Here is a 14,964-nt window from a genome sequence, read left to right as displayed (position 1 = left end):
GAATGATGCCTCTAGGGAATTACAATAGTGCAAATAAAAGAGGGGGATTGACCATGTTGACAATATTAAAAAAAAATGTATCCTATCTTTTTACTTACGCTAGGTGTCACGCTAATATCGTATGTTTATTCAGAGCACACCGCTGCTGCAACTTTTGGAGACTTTGAATATACTGTTTCTGGAAATGAAGCAACGATTATAGATTATACAGGTCAGAATACGAGTGTCACGATTCCGAATGTTATTGGTGCTAGCAATGAATATACTGTTACATCCATTGGATCAGGAGCATTTGCGCAAAAATTTTTAACCAATGTTACAATCCCAAATACGGTTGTGAATATTGGCGCAGGTGCCTTTACACGAAATTATTTAACACAGCTTACATTGCCTGATTCCGTTCAAACAATAGGTCAAAATGTATTTAGTGTTAATGAAATTGCAGAGGTTACCTTGTCTCAGTCATTAAAAGATATACCTAACTATGCTTTCTACAACAATAAACTTAAAAAAAATTAATATCCCTACAAGTGTTTCCAACATTAAAATCTCTGCTTTTGAAAATAATAATATTACGGATATAACCGTATCCAATCCTGCCACTCAGTTTGACTATAGTGCGTTTGCAGCACAAACTACATCAGGAACGTTAATAGTTCCAAGTAATCATGTTCTTCCGATTGCCGACTATTTACATTTTCAAGATGCTTCTGGTCAGCTAACACTTAATAATGCAACAATTGAAGGTTTAGCAGATGGGGTTAGCTATGATGCAAGCAAAGGAGCACTCGTCTTCACAGCTGAACCAGTTACATCCCCACTTACTCTCTTCACAGGGACGAACCGCCTAGATTCCTATTACGATATTTCTGAATATGGTTTTTCTGGCCAAACTATCGTATCATTCAAATACACAAAGCCAGTTGTCGTCACTTATGTGGATGAAAAAGGAAATGATTTAACAGATTCAATCAGATTAGATGGAAGTATTGGGGATACGTACACATCGAAAGCACAAACAATAGACGGGTACACATTAAAAGAGGTTAATGGAAATGTTTCGGGTACATTTACTACTGATATACAAAATGTAACGTATGTATATGAAAAAGATCCGATTAAAAATGGCCAAGTAATCGTTAATTACCAAGATGAATCTGGCAACAAAATAGCAGAAAGCATTACGTTGACTGGAGAAGTTGGTTCTCATTATCAGACAGAAAATAAAACAATAGACGGGTATACGCTCAAAAAAATAGTTGGTAAGGAAGCTGGAGAGATTGCTGCTAAACCCACGACTGTTACTTATATATACGGAAAAACAGATACTTATACAGATAATAACAAAACTAATAACAAAACGAGTGGCAATAATATGAATGAATCTGCGGTAGGGCATACAACTGCACCAACTAGCGCTCAAGGAAAGAGCATAAATACTTCTGAGATTCTTCCATTAACTGGTGAAGTACCTGATTCAGGGATTCCAGCCGTGGGGGGCTTACTAACATTACTCTCCGTGTGGATATTATTTCGTAAGCATTGATTAATTTGTTTTATAAAAGGTAAGAACGTTTACTGCAGTAGCACTATGTTACTAAAGATGGAGGAAATTCAAGTTTTAGGTAATTGGCGAACAGGAAACGTCATTATCTGTACTATTTTGTAGCGAAAGAATTAGTCATCTAGTATTTTCTCTGGGACCCGTACGTTATTCCGTGTGCGCAATAACTCTGTGAGCGCTCCAGAACCAAGCACAACCCCAATAATAATTAAAATAAATCCAATAATCTGCATCCAACTAATTTGTTCATTCAAGAAAATCGCTGCGCCAATAAGCGAGAAAAACGGATTCAGGTTCATAAAAATCGCCGTTTTAGAAGGACCAATCTGCCCCACAGCAAAATTGTAAATCAGGTTCCCAAAAGCCGTCGCACACACTGCTGAAACAAGGAACAGTGCCCACATTGGAACCGAATGCCCACTCATTTGTGCGAGTCCATCCGGTTCCTTTATCAAGCTCGTGAAAAATAGCAAAACCGAACCAATTAGCAACATGTACGCCGTCATAAGACGTGTATCAAGTGTTCCCGCAATCCGTTTAATAATAATAAAACTGAAACATTGCGACAAAATCGCGATGAACACGTAAATATCGCCAAGAGAAATCCCCGAAAGTCCTTGCCCACCTGTCAAAACAACAATCGAAACTCCGAGTAGTCCAGCAACCAATCCAATCAATTGTCCAGCGGAGAGCGCTTCCCGCAAGAAAATAACTGCTAAAATCGCCGTCAAAACTGGCCCAATCCCCAAAATCAGTCCACCGTTCGTACCTGATGTCATCGTGAGTCCAGACGCCAAAAAATAATGGTGAATAAAAATATTAAACAAACTCCCTGCTACGATATAACCAAGTTCCCGTCGCGTCGGCAATCGAAATTTTCCAATCGCAATGAGAAAAATAAAGACCACCATCGCAGCCGTAAAAATCCGAAAAGCAGTCATCGTAATCGGCGGAAAATGCGCTACCAAAATCTTCGTCGCCGTCACATTAAGCCCCCAACTCGCCATAACTAAAACCAACAATAAGTAAAGTGTAATCGGTGTTCTCTCTTTTTGCATCCTTGTTTTGAACCTTCTTTCTTAACTATGTATGCCGTAAGTATAGCAGTTTTTTTGGCATAAATAAAACCAAGCGAGGCATCCCACTTGGCTTTAGCTAGATTATTCTACGTTATGACGTTCTTTCCAATCCTTGCCCTTTACAACAATAACATCACAAGGCGCGTGCGCAGCAACATAATTCGACACACTGCCCAAGATAAATTCTTCTGTTGACGTTAGCCCTGTAGAGCCAACGAGCACTAAATCAGGCTCGAATTTTTTAATAATCTTCTTCACAAAAGTTGTTTTTGGCGTTCCAAATTTCACAAACGTTTCGACATTTTTAACCCCGAGAGTTTCCGCCTCATTTTTGTAAATCTCGACAAGGCCTTTGCCGTACTCCTTGGCTTTTTTTGCATACGTTTGTTCGTAGTCAATGAGTGGTGCAATGCGACGAACATCCGCTATAAATCCAATACCTAGCGTCGCGCCATCTTTTATTGCAATTTGAATACCGCGTTTTAGAGCTTCCTCTGCCTCATTAGAACCGTCCACACCAACTAAAATCCTGTGATAGATTGTCATTTGACTTCCCATCCTCTCTATGTCGTCGTTTCCTCTTACCACTCCATACCCATTTTCTTGGTAGCTCACGCGTTATTTTTGGAGAAACGATTTTATTTATGATACACTGGATAGGGAAAAACGAATATTGGCATTCGGTACTTTTCGAAGTTCTGAATGTATACTGGGGGAGTCTTCCTTAAGACCGAGATATAGATATAATCTATGGACCCTTTGAACCTGTTGAGTTAGCACTCGCGTAGGGAAGTATTGGGGACCTTGATGTTATATATCATAACGCCTTTCCTTACGCTAATGCTGGCGCGAGGGAAGGCGTTTTTTTGATGCAAAAATAAGGAGGAGTGCTAAAAATGCGTTTTTCAGAGAGACTGTATGAGGAAAATCGGGAAGTTTGGCAAAAAAGTAAAGATCATCCTTTTGTGAGGCAGTTGGTGGATGGGAGTTTGGATAAGGCGAGTTTTCGTTATTATTTGTTGCAGGATCATTATTATTTAACGCATTATGTGAAGGTGATTGCGCTTGGCATCGTGTGTGCGAAGGATAATGCGGCGATGACAGAGTTGAGTAAGTCGCTGATTTCTTTGGAGGCCTCGGAACTTGCGATGCGGGAGAAATTTTATCCGTTTGTGGGGATTTCGGAGGCGGATTTGGTGGATATTGAACCTAGTCCGGCGGCTTATCATTATATGTCGCATTTGTATCGGACGGCGGGGACGCGGGAATTGGGACGGGTGCGTGGCGGGGATTTTGCCATGTTACTGGCTGTATCGGGAAATCGGTGAGGCATATCGGGGATGCGTGAGTCCGGAGCCGGTGTATCAGGATTGGCTGGCGATTTATCAGAGTGCGGAGTACGCGGACGGATTGAAGCGCCAAATTGATTTGCTGGACAGAGTGGCGGAGCAGTTGCCGGAGGCGGTATTGACGGAGATGCGACGGGATTTTCTGATTAGTAGTTATGCGGAATTGGCGTTTTGGGACATGGGATTAAAACGGAAAAATTGGAATGGGAGTGATAAGGATGGCGAATTGGCAACTTATTGAGGAAGTGAGACGGAAAAACCCGTTGGTACACGTGATTACGAATATTGTGGTGGCGAATGATTCGGCGAATGGATTGCTTGCGATTGGGGCGTCACCGATTATGGCGGCGGCTGTGGAGGAGATGGAGGAACTGGGCGGTTTTGCGGACGCGGTCGTGATTAATATTGGGACGCTGGACGCGCAATTGGTGGAGGCGATGCTGGTTGTTGGAAAGGCGGCGAACATGGCGGGAAAACCTGTGATTTTAGACCCGGTTGGTGCTGGTGCCACGACGTTTCGACGGGAAACGGTGCAGCGTTTGTTGCGCGAGATTCAGTTTGCGGTGGTTCGCGGAAATATAGGAGAGCTGGCGAGCATTGCTGGCGTGGATTGGCAGGCGCGAGGCGTTGATGCGGGAACTGGCGACGTTGCGAAGGCAGCCGAGATTGCGCAAAAAGTGGCACTGGAATACGAGACGGTTGTCGCGATTAGTGGAGAATTGGACACAATTTCCGACGGTGAGCAAGTGGTGACTATTCAAAATGGCGATCCACTTTTGCCAAAAATTACAGGGTCAGGATGCCTGCTTAGTTGCGTAATTGGCGCTTTTGTCAGCGTAAGCGATTTCGTTTTGGAAGCTGTCGTGACTGCCTCGGCGAGTTATGCCATTGCCTCAGAATATGCCGTGAAAACATTGCAACGACAGCTCCCAGCAGCATTCCGTGTCGCCTTTTTAGACGAATTAGCATCTTGGGACACGCACAATCAAGAGAAACTAGCGAACATCAAGGAGGTTTTATAAATGTTTCCACAAGCAGTGACCATCGCAGGTTCTGATAGTGGTGGCGGGGCAGGGATTCAAGCGGACATCAAGACTTTTCAAGAACGTCGCGTTTTCGGCATGTCCGCCATCACAGCAATCACCGCCCAAAACACGCTCGGCGTCCACGCGATTCATCCTGTACCGATCGATATTTTAGCAACCCAACTAGACGTGCTAAACGATGATTTTAAAATCACCGCCGTCAAAACTGGTATGCTCGTCGATGAGGCGCACATCCTCACTGTGGTAGATAAACTACAACATTTTAACTGGGGCAAACTGATTGTCGATCCCGTTATGATTGCAAAAGGTGGGGCATCCCTCGTAAGTCCAGAAGCCATTCATACAATCCGCACGAAATTACTACCACTGGCAAGCATCATCACACCAAATATCCCAGAAGCCGAAGCTCTAGCTGAAATGAACATCGACACGACCGTAGACATACAAAAAGCCGCCGAGCATATCCAAAGCCTTGGCGTTCAAACTGTCATTATTAAAGGCGGACACAGCGCAGATAACGAGGCATCCAACGATTATATTTTAGACGGCGCAACTTCCTATTGGCTAAAAACGGCGCGCATCGACACTTCACAAACCCATGGTACAGGCTGTACTTTCTCAGCTTGCATCACCGCGGAACTTGCAAAAGGTGCTACGACAGAGCATGCGATTCGAACCGCAAAAGATTTCATTAGCGACGCCATCCAGTATCCGCTAAATATCGGAAACGGACATGGTCCAACGAACCACTGGGCGTATGGAAAGGAGCGTAAAATATGACACCAAGTGAAATGTTAGCCGTCTATTTCATCGCTGGCTCCCAAGATGTACCCGAAAACACACTACTCGAAGTTCTCGAAGACGCGTTACAAGCCGGTATCACCTGTTTTCAATTCCGCGAGAAAAAACTAGCAAACCCTGAAAAACTAGCAAAACAGTGCCAAAAACTTTGCAAACAGTATCAAGTTCCATTTTTTATAAATGATGATGTGGCTTTGGCACTCGAAATCGAGGCGGACGGCATTCATGTTGGCCAAGATGACATGGCGATTCAAGAAGTAATTGCTACGTGCGCTAAGAAAATGATGATCGGGTTTTCTGTCAACACACTAGAACAGGGCGAAGAAGCCGCTCATATAGCAGAATTAACTTACATCGGCGTCGGGCCAATCTACGAAACAACATCTAAAGTAGATGCCCAGCCAGCAACAGGTGTGCAGCTCATTAAAGACATTCGAAAAGCTGGAATTGCATTGCCAATCGTCGCAATCGGTGGTATCACAGCCAAAGATATACTATCAATTCACGACGCTGGAGCACAAGGCGTAGCGGTCATCTCGGCGATAACAAAAGCAAATAACCGCGCGCAAGTCGTGCAACAAATTTCATATAAATAAAGGACTTATTTTGGCATTTGTAATGTAATGGTTGTTCCTACATCTTCCTCACTATTAACCACAATCGTTACCTGATGCAGGTCGGCAATGCGCTTCACGATAGAAAGTCCGAGTCCACTCCCACCAATCTTAGCCTGACGAGAAGCATCGGCTTTATAAAACCGTTCAAAAATACGTAATTGATTTTCTTTGGAAATACCAATTCCGCTGTCTTGAATGATGACCTCGGTTTGTTGATTCTTGTTTTGAGCAAGTGAAACGCGAATGGTGCCGCCTTTCGGTGTAAATTTGATGGCGTTGTGGAATAGGTTTTGCCAAACTTGGTACAGCAATGATTCGTCACCGTAAACTTTGGTGGGTGTTAGTTCTGGTATGATGTCAAGCTGCTTACCTTGCCACTGTGGTTCGGCAGTTAGGATGATGTCGCGGATTTGGTAGTCTAGCCGGAACTCAGTTGGATTGAGTTGATAATCATTTTTTTCGAGTGCGGTTAATTTGAGCAAGTTCTCACTTATTTTTGATAAACGGGTTGTCTCAGCTTGAATGATATCTAGGTAGTGGCGCCGTTTGTCCTCATCAAAGCTATCATCCTGAAGCAATTTGGTGAAGCCGGAGATTGATGTTAGCGGTGACTGGATTTCGTGCGACACATTGGCGATGAAATCTTGTCGTAGCGTTTCCATTTCGCCTAATTGCTGTGCCATTTTTTCGACTTGAACGACCGTTTCACGCATGTTTCCACCATCCATTTTATATAGAGATTGCAATTGTTCGCTAACTTGGAAGTTGCCTCGGCCGATTTCTTCCAGAGCTGAGCGAAACAATTTGAAATAGACTTTTTCATGCCTGAAAACGAATTGACCAACGGTGAAAATAACGGCGAGCATGATGATAATTGCCCCCCCTGCAATCGTCGCTTGTTCCCAAATGCCGAGCCATGAAAAGTTATACTTATGTTTTAGCCAAGTGAAAATACTGTAGGAACCGAGGTTACATAGAATAAGAAATGTAAGAACTAGAAGGCTACTACCAACGGCTTTTAATTTTGGATTCATTTACAATTCCTCCAAACGATAACCAAGTCCACGAATGGTGCGTATAGTAAAACCAGATTGTTCGATAGGAAATTTCTCGCGAAGCCGTTTAATGTGAACATCTACCGTTCGCTCGTCACCTTCGTAGTCATAGCCCCAGATTTCTTCGATGAGTTGCTCACGTGAAAAAGTTTTATCAGGGTAACTCGCAAGACGAAAAAGCAACTGGAATTCTTTGAGCGGCAGTGTCATGACTTTTCTTTGGCTAGTAACGAGCATGTCTTTTTCATTTAAAGAGATGTTACCAATACGTATTTCTTGCGTCGCCAAAATCTGATAGCGTTTCAAAAGTACACGAATTCTTGCAACAAGTTCCTCAGGCGCGAATGGTTTGACGACATAATCATCAGCGCCGAGGCTAAAACCTTTAATTTTCTGCTCAATTTCACCACGTGCCGTTAGAAAAATAACTGGAATTTCTTGAAAGCTTTTAATCGCGCTACACAGTTCCCAACCATCCATATTTGGCATCATAATATCAATGATAGCAAGATCCACCGTCGTTTTTTCTAAAACAGAAAGCGCGTCAACACCATCCTGTGCATTAAAAACAGTAAAGCCCTCTTTTTCTAAAAAAATAGTAACTAGCTCGCGAATATTACTATCATCATCCACCATTAAAATACGATTCATGACACTACCTCCAATCCATATGTAAAAATATTTCCCGGGAAATATTTCAGTGTGCGGATAAACGTCCATTGCAGGAACTATTCGACGTAAAGGATTATTCCTTGCCTAGGAACTGAGCATTTGTCGACACGCTGAAGTTTGTAGGCACCGCCTGGTTATTTCCCGGGGAATAAATTAATTAAGTTAGCTGTTGCTCAGCAAATGTTGCGTAAAGTGGGTGGCTTGCCACGAGCTCGCTATGTGTTCCACGGCCTGTGATTTCGCCGTGTTCGATAAATAAGATTTGATTTGCGTTAACGATAGTGGATAGGCGATGGGCAATGACAAATGTTGTTCGGCCTTCCATTAAATTTGCCAAGGCTTGTTGGACAATGCGTTCAGATTGGCTATCTAAGCTTGCAGTTGCTTCATCCAGCATCAAGATTTTTGGATTCCGCAAGAAGGCACGAGCAATTGCAATACGTTGACGTTGTCCACCAGAAAGTTTCACGCCGCGTTCACCAACTTCTGTATCCAGTTGATTTGGTAATTTTGCGATAAAAGTGTCTGCATAGGCGAGCTTTGTAACAGCCCAGAGTTCGTTGTCGCTGAATTCCTTATCTAAACCATAGCACAGATTGTCGCGAATGGTACCAGATAACATCGCACTTTCTTGGGAAACGTAGCCAATTTGGCTCCGCCACGAATGAATCGAAATGTCACTTAGCGATTGACCGCCTACAGTAATGTTTCCCGATTTGGCTTGATAGTAACGTTCTAAAATCGCAAACAATGTTGATTTACCGCCACCACTAGGTCCAGCAAAGGCAATGACTTCACCGGGGTTTGTCTCAAACGAAATGTCCTGCAAAATAGGTTCATCTTCATTATAGGAGAAAAAGAGATTGCTTGCAGTAATTTTCTTTCCAGAAATGTCAACATTTTCACCATCATAAATGTTTTCTTCTTCGTGCTCCAAAATTTCAGAGATACGCTCTGTAGCACCTTTTGATTTTTGAAGTTGTGTGAAGAAGGTGACGAATGTTGTAACCGGAACGATAATTTGGAATAAGTAAAGCAAGAAAGCGATGAGTGTACCTGTTGATAGCGTGCCAGCTGCGACGCGGATTCCGCCGTAACCGATAATACCTACAATAACGCCCATAATAACGAATAGCATTAAAGGTCCAATGATAGCAGTGATTTTAGCTTCGCGAACGCCAAATCTAAGAAGGCGATGGATGCCTGCTGTTCCGTTTTGAATTTCTTTTGTTTCGGCATTGGATGATTTAACAAGGCGTGCTTCGGATAGTGTTTGGCTGATAGAACCAGTGAATTCAGCGGTTTCTTTTTGCATGCCGCGAGATATTTTAAACATTTTTTGTCCAAGCGGCGCCACAATTACGGCGGTCACAGGAACAGCTACGAGTAGTAATAATGTCATTTTCCAGTCCATGATGAACAGTATGATGAGTGAGCCAACGACGGAAATAATCCCCGTGACGAATTGAGGTAAGCTGTCTGCAATGAGTTCTTTAATCACAACGGTGTCATTGACCATCCGGCTGACCATTTCGCCAGATTTTGTATTATCGAAATAAGATACTGGCAAGTTCAATGTTTTCTTCCATAGTTTTTCGCGCATAGAGGCGACCATTCGTTGCCCCATAAGGTTAAGTAGGAAAATTGCAAAGCCATTCGTTACGGCTTGTAGCACAAAAACGGCGACAATCGTTGTAATGAGTTGCCAGCTTAAGGATGACGGTGAGAAGCCATCAATTAGGTTTTTTGTAAATAGCGGGATGAGTAGCCCAGCCCCTGTTGTGATTAAGCTAGCCAAAAAACCAGTGATAATAACAGTTTTTGATGGTCGTGTAGAAACGAGTAATTGAAAAAATTGCCTCCAGCTATAAGATGATTCTGTTTTTTTGTTTTTCATGTATTCCAGTCCTTTCTGTATATACGAGGATTTCCCCTCCAGCCCCATTACTATAAAACATTAATATGAATGGAATATGAACAGCTATGAATGTAATATAAATCACAATTAAGGTTTAAATAATATATATTTAAAAAATTTAACAAAAAAAGAAGAATTTAACACCTTTATAGGTTTTTATGTTACAATTATAATCTAATAACCGCTTAATTTTTACTTATCGACTCAATTATAAAAACTATCTAACATTAGTTGATTGGGAATTTTAGTTATCATGTGTTATAATTCAAAAATACATCAAGTAGAAAGTGAGAAGAGAGCCATGCTATTTTTAAAAGAGCGTAAGTCAACAATTACTGTATCAAAATTAATAGAACACTGTTTTGAACATCCAGATTTTAAAAAATATTGTTCTATTAAACGTAACAAAAAAGGTGAAGTATTAGCGAGTAAACAAGGCGATGAATTTAAAGTTTACTTCATTTTGAGTGGTATCTATGGTGTTGTTATGCCAAACGATAAACCCAAAGGTGGCATTACTCGTTTTCTTGGAAAGCATGATAGTTTTGGCTTATACCATTTGTATTATGACTTGTGGGAGCCAAATGCTGTGATGCAGAGCTTAGGACATGGGGAAATCATGGAGGTAGACAGCACATTTTTATTCTCTATCCTAGATCAGGCAGAAGAGAATAACTTTTCATGGTGCAGTATTTAGCAGAAGAACTACGGGAATCTCAATACTTCTCCAAGATAACCTTTTTTAAGAAAGAAGAGAGAATTAAGAAGGCATTGTTGAAATGTGGACTGGAGTTGGGTACACTAACGGAAGATGGTATCATTTTGCCCCGCCAGATTACGCAAGAAGTGCTAGCTAGGTATACCAATACGTCACGCGAATATGTGGCGCATACGGTAATGAAGTTGATTGAAACGGGAATTATTCGCAATCGACCGAAGCCATTGCTTATAGTGGAGAGAGATAGATTATAGAAATTACTTAATAGTTGAATTAAAGCGAGTGATGAGTTGAATTATCACTTGCTTTTTATTGTACAAGCGTTTTGGAAGACATTTGTCAGGAAAGGGTATACAATGGTGGTGAAATTTGAAAGAGTTTGGGACATCACCCAAATAAATCGGCGACAAGTGCTCGCATTATTGAGGCTTTTCGAAAAAAGTGAGTTACAGCTTCAAGGAATAGAATGGGCGATGTTGCCTTATTTTGAGTTTTGTCTCAACCTCATATAAAGGAGGATGAACATGAAATTTTTTATTGATACTGCCAATGTAGAGGAAATTCGTAAAGCGAACCGGATGGGATTTATTGCTGGGGTGACGACAAATCCGTCACTGATTGCAAAAGAAGGGCGCGATTTTAATCAGGTTATTCAAGAGATTACGTCGATTGTGGACGGGCCAATCAGCGGAGAAGTAGTAAGTTTAGAGGCAGAAAAAATGATTGAAGAAGGTCGCGAAATTGCGAAAATCCATCCGAATATGGTTGTTAAAATTCCGATGACTGGTGAAGGTATGGCGGCAGTTGCGGTGTTGAATAAGGAAGGAATCAAGACGAATGTGACGCTTGTCTTCTCAGCGGCTCAGGCTTTACTTGCGGCACGTGCGGGTGCTACATATGTATCGCCGTTCTTAGGACGGTTGGACGATATTGGTTCGGACGGTTTAATTTTGATTCGGGATATTGCGGAGATTTTCAAAGTCCACGGAATTGAAACGGAAATTATTTCGGCTAGTGTGCGTCATCCGATTCATGTGATTGAGTGTGCACGTGCGGGTGCGGATATCGCGACGGTTCCTTATAAAGTTTTCGAGCAAATGTTGAAGCACCCGCTGACTGATTCGGGAATCGAGAAATTCTTAGCGGATTGGGAAAAGGCGCAAAAATAATGAATACACAATACCTTGTAAAAACGGCGCATCAGCCTGAGCCAGGACCTCCGCTTTTCATTAATAAAAATGAAGCATTGCGGATTGGCAGACGGGACGGCGACACGAAATGGATTTCTTGTACGGCAAAAATAACTGGGGCCACTGGTTGGGTGCCGGAACAAATTATTTCGCGTGACAGCCCAGATGCGAAGTCTGGAACGGCGACGGAAGATTATTCTGCGCGCGAACTGGCTGTTAAGGCTGGCGACACGGTGGAGAGTAATCGGGAGCTTAACGGCTGGGCTTGGTGTGTGGATGAGGACGGTAACGTTGGTTGGGTTCCTCTTGAAAAATTAGATAATAAATCTCTGAAATAGTTGGAAACCCTCGCGTGTTGTGATGACATGTGGGGGTTCTTTTATTTTAATGTATTTGTTAGGGGATTTTGCCATATAGATTGTGATGTATGAGAACAAGGAAACTGTGTTAAAATGAGAGGGAATGGAGGCGTGCGTGATGAAAGACGAATTACTGCAAATTCCTGGGATTGGAAAGCGCTTGGGTGAGGCGCTACATAATATTGGTGTGTATAAAATGGCAGACTTGAATGGGAAAAATCCGCTGCACTTGTATGAATTGCTATGTGAATTCGAGGGGACGCAGGTTGATCCTTGCGTTTTGTATACGTTTCGGTGTGCGATTTATTTTGTGGAGACGGAGGAACCTGATCCGCAGCTTTTGAAATGGTGGAGTTGGAAAAATCGGGCGTTTGAACGGGAGGCGGAATGATGGGGACGTTGAAGGAGATGCTCTCGAGTAGTGAGCGGATTGTGTTTCTGACGGGGGCTGGTGTGTCGGTGCCATCGGGGATTCCGGATTATCGGTCGAAGAATGGGTTGTATACGGGACGGAGAAATCCGGAGTATTTGCTGAGTGCGACGTGTTTGCGTGAGGAGCCGGACGTTTTTTATGCGTTTGTGCGGGACAATATGTATTATCCGAACGCGATACCAAATTCGATTCATGAAAAAATGGCGGAAATCGAGCGGCGTGACGGAAAACAGGTGACGGTGGTGACGCAAAATATTGACGGACTGCACGGGCTTGCGGGATCACGAAATGTTGTGGAGTTTCATGGGAGTTTGTATCGGTGTCATTGCCAGAAGTGCGGTGCGACGGTGCGTGCAGAGCAGTATTTGGAATCGGATAAGCATGCGGAATGTGGCGGAGGGATTATTCGCCCAGATGTGGTGTTGTACGAGGAAGGCTTGCCGGAAGATGCGATTAATGGAGCGCTGCACGCGGTGACACATGCGGATTTGATTGTCATTGTGGGAACTTCTTTTAAGGTAAGCCCGTTTTGTAATTTAACGGATTATCGGAAAAAGGGAAGTGTTGTTTTTGCGGTAAATCAAGAGCTTTTGCGCTTGCCATTCCCGTTTACGATGATTCAAGATGATGCTGTCAGTGTTTTTAAAGAATTGTGATTTCTTGCGATGAAGCGCTAAAACATGGTAAACTTTTGATATCGCATTTTTGTGCGTGTGAGTATTTTTAAGAGGAGTGGATGGTTAGATGAACCCTGACCCCGAGAGTCAGCAGATTATTGTACAATTAATTCTTATTGCGGTGTTAACGTTGCTCAATGCGTTCTTTGCTTCGGCGGAGATGGCATTAGTATCACTGAACAAAAACCGAGTGCGTTCCCAAGCAGAACAGGGCGATAAAAAGGCTGTATTATTAGTCAAATTGATTGATGACCCAAGCCGGTTTATTGCGACAATTCAAGTTGGTATTACGCTTGCTGGATTCTTCTCCAGTGCCGCGGCGGCCACAAGTATTGCGTCTGTTTTAGGAACACGATTTGGTGGAACGGCTTTTGCGAATGAGATGGCTGTAGTCGTTGTAACGATTATTTTATCTTATGTTACGCTGGTTTTTGGTGAGCTTTACCCGAAACGGATTGCTTTGCAGAAAGCGGAGGCAATTTCTCGTTTTGCAGTACGACCGATTCTAATTATTAGCACGATTTTGACGCCGTTCGTTAAGTTTTTGTCGCTATCGACGAACGTGTTAGTGAAATTAACGCGGATGGACAAAGGCGAGTCAGATGAAAAAATGACACGTGAGGAAATGCAGCTAATTATTGAAACGGGAAGACGCGACGGTGCCATCGAAAACGCTGAACTGGCAATGCTTCGTGGCGTTTTTGAAATGGACACGATTTACGCAAAAGAAGTAATGGTTCCGCGTACGGATAGCTTTATGATTGACGCAAATGAGGATTCGAGCGTGTTGGTAGATAAGCTTTTGGAAAAGAATTTTTCGAGGATTCCGGTTTATTTAGACGATATGGACTCGGTGTATGGTATTCTGCATATGAAAGATTTTTTTTGCGGCGGCGCGAAAGTATGGTTTTGATAATATTGACGTGAAGTTACTGGTAAAAGAGGCATTTTTTGTGCCAGAAACGATTTTTGTAGATGATTTGTTGAAAGAAATGCAGAAATCGCATAACCAAATGGCGATATTGATGGACGAATACGGTGGTGTTGCGGGGCTTGTTACGGTGGAAGATTTGTTGGAAGAGATTGTCGGTGAAATTGATGATGAGTACGATGCGATTACGGATGAGGTAAAGATGCTTGATGCGCGCACGTTCATTGTTGAGGGCGGTATGGCGATTGATGATTTCAATGAGCGTTTTCATGTGACATTGCCTGACAAAGGAATTGATACGATTGCAGGTTTTGTTTTAACGCAAATTAAAGCGATTCCTGAGGATGACGATGAGGTTATTTTAGAGTACGAGCAATTCACTTTTATTGTAACGGAGATGAAGGAATCTCGTATTATCACGATGCGAGTAGAGATAAATGAAGAGATGCAACAAGATTTAGCGTAAAAGAGCGGGATTTCCTTGTGTGATGTGAGGAGATCCTGTTTTTTATTTTGGCGTTATTGGAAATCGATTATGCCGATGGTGGACAGTGG

The 14,964-nt window shown here is 42.7% G+C and carries 16 protein-coding genes, 2 pseudogenes and 1 riboswitch; of the genes and pseudogenes, 13 read left to right on the top strand and 5 right to left on the bottom strand.

Going from position 1 to position 14,964, the window contains the following annotated elements:
* Positions 1–75: 75 nt before the first annotated feature.
* Both PRIP_RS17780 and PRIP_RS16420 read left to right on the top strand, forming a co-directional pair.
* Positions 76–519, top strand: coding sequence for a leucine-rich repeat domain-containing protein (locus PRIP_RS17780; protein ID WP_241434178.1), 444 nt, complete (start codon positions 76–78; stop codon positions 517–519).
* Positions 485–1,546 (top strand): MucBP domain-containing protein, encoded by a 1,062-nt coding sequence (locus tag PRIP_RS16420; protein WP_241434177.1) that lies wholly within the window; start codon positions 485–487, stop codon positions 1,544–1,546. Before PRIP_RS17780 ends, PRIP_RS16420 begins: the two co-directional genes overlap by 35 nt.
* 131 nt (positions 1,547–1,677) lie before the next feature.
* On the opposite strand, the gene PRIP_RS12825 is transcribed toward PRIP_RS16420, so the two are convergent.
* Entirely contained in the window at positions 1,678–2,622 is a 945-nt protein-coding gene (locus tag PRIP_RS12825) for a DMT family transporter (protein ID WP_036101499.1), read from the bottom strand.
* Positions 2,623–2,724: 102 nt separating this feature from the next.
* Positions 2,725–3,189 carry a universal stress protein gene (locus PRIP_RS12820; RefSeq protein WP_036101527.1) on the bottom strand — a complete coding sequence of 155 codons (465 nt, stop codon included), beginning with the start codon at positions 3,187–3,189 and terminating at the stop codon, positions 2,725–2,727.
* A gap of 155 nt (positions 3,190–3,344) precedes the next feature.
* A riboswitch (TPP riboswitch) is annotated at positions 3,345–3,451 on the top strand.
* An 88-nt stretch (positions 3,452–3,539) separates the two neighbouring features.
* Here PRIP_RS12820 and PRIP_RS16415 point away from each other — a divergent pair.
* From PRIP_RS16415 to thiE, 5 genes are read left to right on the top strand one after another with little or no spacing between them, the layout of a single operon-like run.
* A complete protein-coding gene (locus tag PRIP_RS16415) occupies positions 3,540–3,971 on the top strand; it encodes a thiaminase II/PqqC family protein (protein ID WP_052008920.1) in 432 nt (143 codons plus the stop codon).
* Positions 3,937–4,233, top strand: a complete 297-nt coding sequence (locus tag PRIP_RS16820; protein WP_159101547.1) for a thiaminase II/PqqC family protein — start codon at positions 3,937–3,939, stop codon at positions 4,231–4,233. Before PRIP_RS16415 ends, PRIP_RS16820 begins: the two co-directional genes overlap by 35 nt.
* Entirely contained in the window at positions 4,211–5,014 is an 804-nt protein-coding gene (gene thiM, locus PRIP_RS12810; RefSeq protein WP_036101498.1) for a hydroxyethylthiazole kinase, read from the top strand. Before PRIP_RS16820 ends, thiM begins: the two co-directional genes overlap by 23 nt.
* Positions 5,015–5,818: a bifunctional hydroxymethylpyrimidine kinase/phosphomethylpyrimidine kinase gene (gene thiD, locus PRIP_RS12805; protein WP_036101497.1), complete on the top strand. Its 804-nt coding sequence runs from the start codon at positions 5,015–5,017 to the stop codon at positions 5,816–5,818. It begins immediately after the preceding gene.
* A complete protein-coding gene (thiE, locus tag PRIP_RS12800) occupies positions 5,815–6,435 on the top strand; it encodes a thiamine phosphate synthase (protein ID WP_036101496.1) in 621 nt (206 codons plus the stop codon). The genes thiD and thiE overlap by 4 nt, the downstream gene beginning before the upstream one ends.
* Positions 6,436–6,440: 5 nt before the next feature.
* Here the strand turns inward: thiE and PRIP_RS12795 are convergent, their stop codons facing one another.
* The 3 genes from PRIP_RS12795 to PRIP_RS12785 all read right to left on the bottom strand — a co-directional run bounded on the left by PRIP_RS12795 (position 6,441) and on the right by PRIP_RS12785 (position 10,080).
* Positions 6,441–7,490 (bottom strand): sensor histidine kinase, encoded by a 1,050-nt coding sequence (locus PRIP_RS12795; RefSeq protein WP_036101495.1) that lies wholly within the window; start codon positions 7,488–7,490, stop codon positions 6,441–6,443.
* Positions 7,491–8,162, bottom strand: a complete 672-nt coding sequence (locus PRIP_RS12790) for a response regulator transcription factor (RefSeq protein ID WP_036101494.1) — start codon at positions 8,160–8,162, stop codon at positions 7,491–7,493.
* Between the two features lie 178 nt (positions 8,163–8,340).
* Positions 8,341–10,080, bottom strand: coding sequence for an ABC transporter ATP-binding protein (locus PRIP_RS12785; protein WP_036101493.1), 1,740 nt, complete (start codon positions 10,078–10,080; stop codon positions 8,341–8,343).
* A 322-nt stretch (positions 10,081–10,402) separates the two neighbouring features.
* On the opposite strand from PRIP_RS12785, the pseudogene PRIP_RS18125 reads away from it, so the two are divergent.
* The 6 genes and pseudogenes from PRIP_RS18125 to PRIP_RS12750 all read left to right on the top strand — a co-directional run bounded on the left by PRIP_RS18125 (position 10,403) and on the right by PRIP_RS12750 (position 14,875).
* Positions 10,403–11,073, top strand: a pseudogene (locus PRIP_RS18125) (Crp/Fnr family transcriptional regulator).
* Between the two features lie 270 nt (positions 11,074–11,343).
* A complete protein-coding gene (gene fsa, locus PRIP_RS12770; RefSeq protein WP_036083888.1) occupies positions 11,344–11,988 on the top strand; it encodes a fructose-6-phosphate aldolase in 645 nt (214 codons plus the stop codon).
* Positions 11,988–12,347: an SH3 domain-containing protein gene (locus tag PRIP_RS12765; protein ID WP_036101491.1), complete on the top strand. Its 360-nt coding sequence runs from the start codon at positions 11,988–11,990 to the stop codon at positions 12,345–12,347. The genes fsa and PRIP_RS12765 overlap by 1 nt, the downstream gene beginning before the upstream one ends.
* Positions 12,348–12,486: 139 nt before the next feature.
* Positions 12,487–12,759: a helix-hairpin-helix domain-containing protein gene (locus tag PRIP_RS12760; protein ID WP_036101490.1), complete on the top strand. Its 273-nt coding sequence runs from the start codon at positions 12,487–12,489 to the stop codon at positions 12,757–12,759.
* A complete protein-coding gene (locus PRIP_RS12755) occupies positions 12,759–13,457 on the top strand; it encodes an NAD-dependent protein deacylase (RefSeq protein WP_036101489.1) in 699 nt (232 codons plus the stop codon). The genes PRIP_RS12760 and PRIP_RS12755 overlap by 1 nt, the downstream gene beginning before the upstream one ends.
* Before the next feature lie 88 nt (positions 13,458–13,545).
* Positions 13,546–14,875, top strand: a pseudogene (locus PRIP_RS12750) (hemolysin family protein).
* Positions 14,876–14,964: the final 89 nt, after the last annotated feature.

The sequence above is a fragment of the Paenilisteria riparia FSL S10-1204 genome (genome assembly GCF_000525995.1).
GTDB classification, from domain to species: Bacteria; Bacillota; Bacilli; order Lactobacillales; family Listeriaceae; genus Listeria_A; species Listeria_A riparia.
Note: the sequence above shows the minus strand (reverse complement) of the source record. Positions and strands in the feature narration are given on the sequence as shown.

Bases quoted from the DNA above. Each gene is read 5' to 3' on its own strand.
- PRIP_RS16420 (WP_241434177.1), top strand. From the start codon at position 485: ATGCTTTCTACAACAATAAACTTAAAAAAAATTAATATCCCTACAAGT.
- PRIP_RS12790 (WP_036101494.1), bottom strand. From the start codon at position 8,162: ATGAATCGTATTTTAATGGTGGATGATGATAGTAATATTCGCGAGCTA.
- thiE (WP_036101496.1), top strand. From the start codon at position 5,815: ATGACACCAAGTGAAATGTTAGCCGTCTATTTCATCGCTGGCTCCCAA.
- PRIP_RS12825 (WP_036101499.1), bottom strand. From the start codon at position 2,622: ATGCAAAAAGAGAGAACACCGATTACACTTTACTTATTGTTGGTTTTA.
- PRIP_RS16415 (WP_052008920.1), top strand. From the start codon at position 3,540: ATGCGTTTTTCAGAGAGACTGTATGAGGAAAATCGGGAAGTTTGGCAA.
- PRIP_RS12785 (WP_036101493.1), bottom strand. From the start codon at position 10,080: ATGAAAAACAAAAAAACAGAATCATCTTATAGCTGGAGGCAATTTTTT.
- thiD (WP_036101497.1), top strand. From the start codon at position 5,015: ATGTTTCCACAAGCAGTGACCATCGCAGGTTCTGATAGTGGTGGCGGG.
- thiM (WP_036101498.1), top strand. From the start codon at position 4,211: ATGGCGAATTGGCAACTTATTGAGGAAGTGAGACGGAAAAACCCGTTG.
- PRIP_RS12765 (WP_036101491.1), top strand. From the start codon at position 11,988: ATGAATACACAATACCTTGTAAAAACGGCGCATCAGCCTGAGCCAGGA.
- PRIP_RS12760 (WP_036101490.1), top strand. From the start codon at position 12,487: ATGAAAGACGAATTACTGCAAATTCCTGGGATTGGAAAGCGCTTGGGT.
- fsa (WP_036083888.1), top strand. From the start codon at position 11,344: ATGAAATTTTTTATTGATACTGCCAATGTAGAGGAAATTCGTAAAGCG.
- PRIP_RS17780 (WP_241434178.1), top strand. From the start codon at position 76: ATGTATCCTATCTTTTTACTTACGCTAGGTGTCACGCTAATATCGTAT.
- PRIP_RS12820 (WP_036101527.1), bottom strand. From the start codon at position 3,189: ATGACAATCTATCACAGGATTTTAGTTGGTGTGGACGGTTCTAATGAG.
- PRIP_RS12755 (WP_036101489.1), top strand. From the start codon at position 12,759: ATGGGGACGTTGAAGGAGATGCTCTCGAGTAGTGAGCGGATTGTGTTT.
- PRIP_RS12795 (WP_036101495.1), bottom strand. From the start codon at position 7,490: ATGAATCCAAAATTAAAAGCCGTTGGTAGTAGCCTTCTAGTTCTTACA.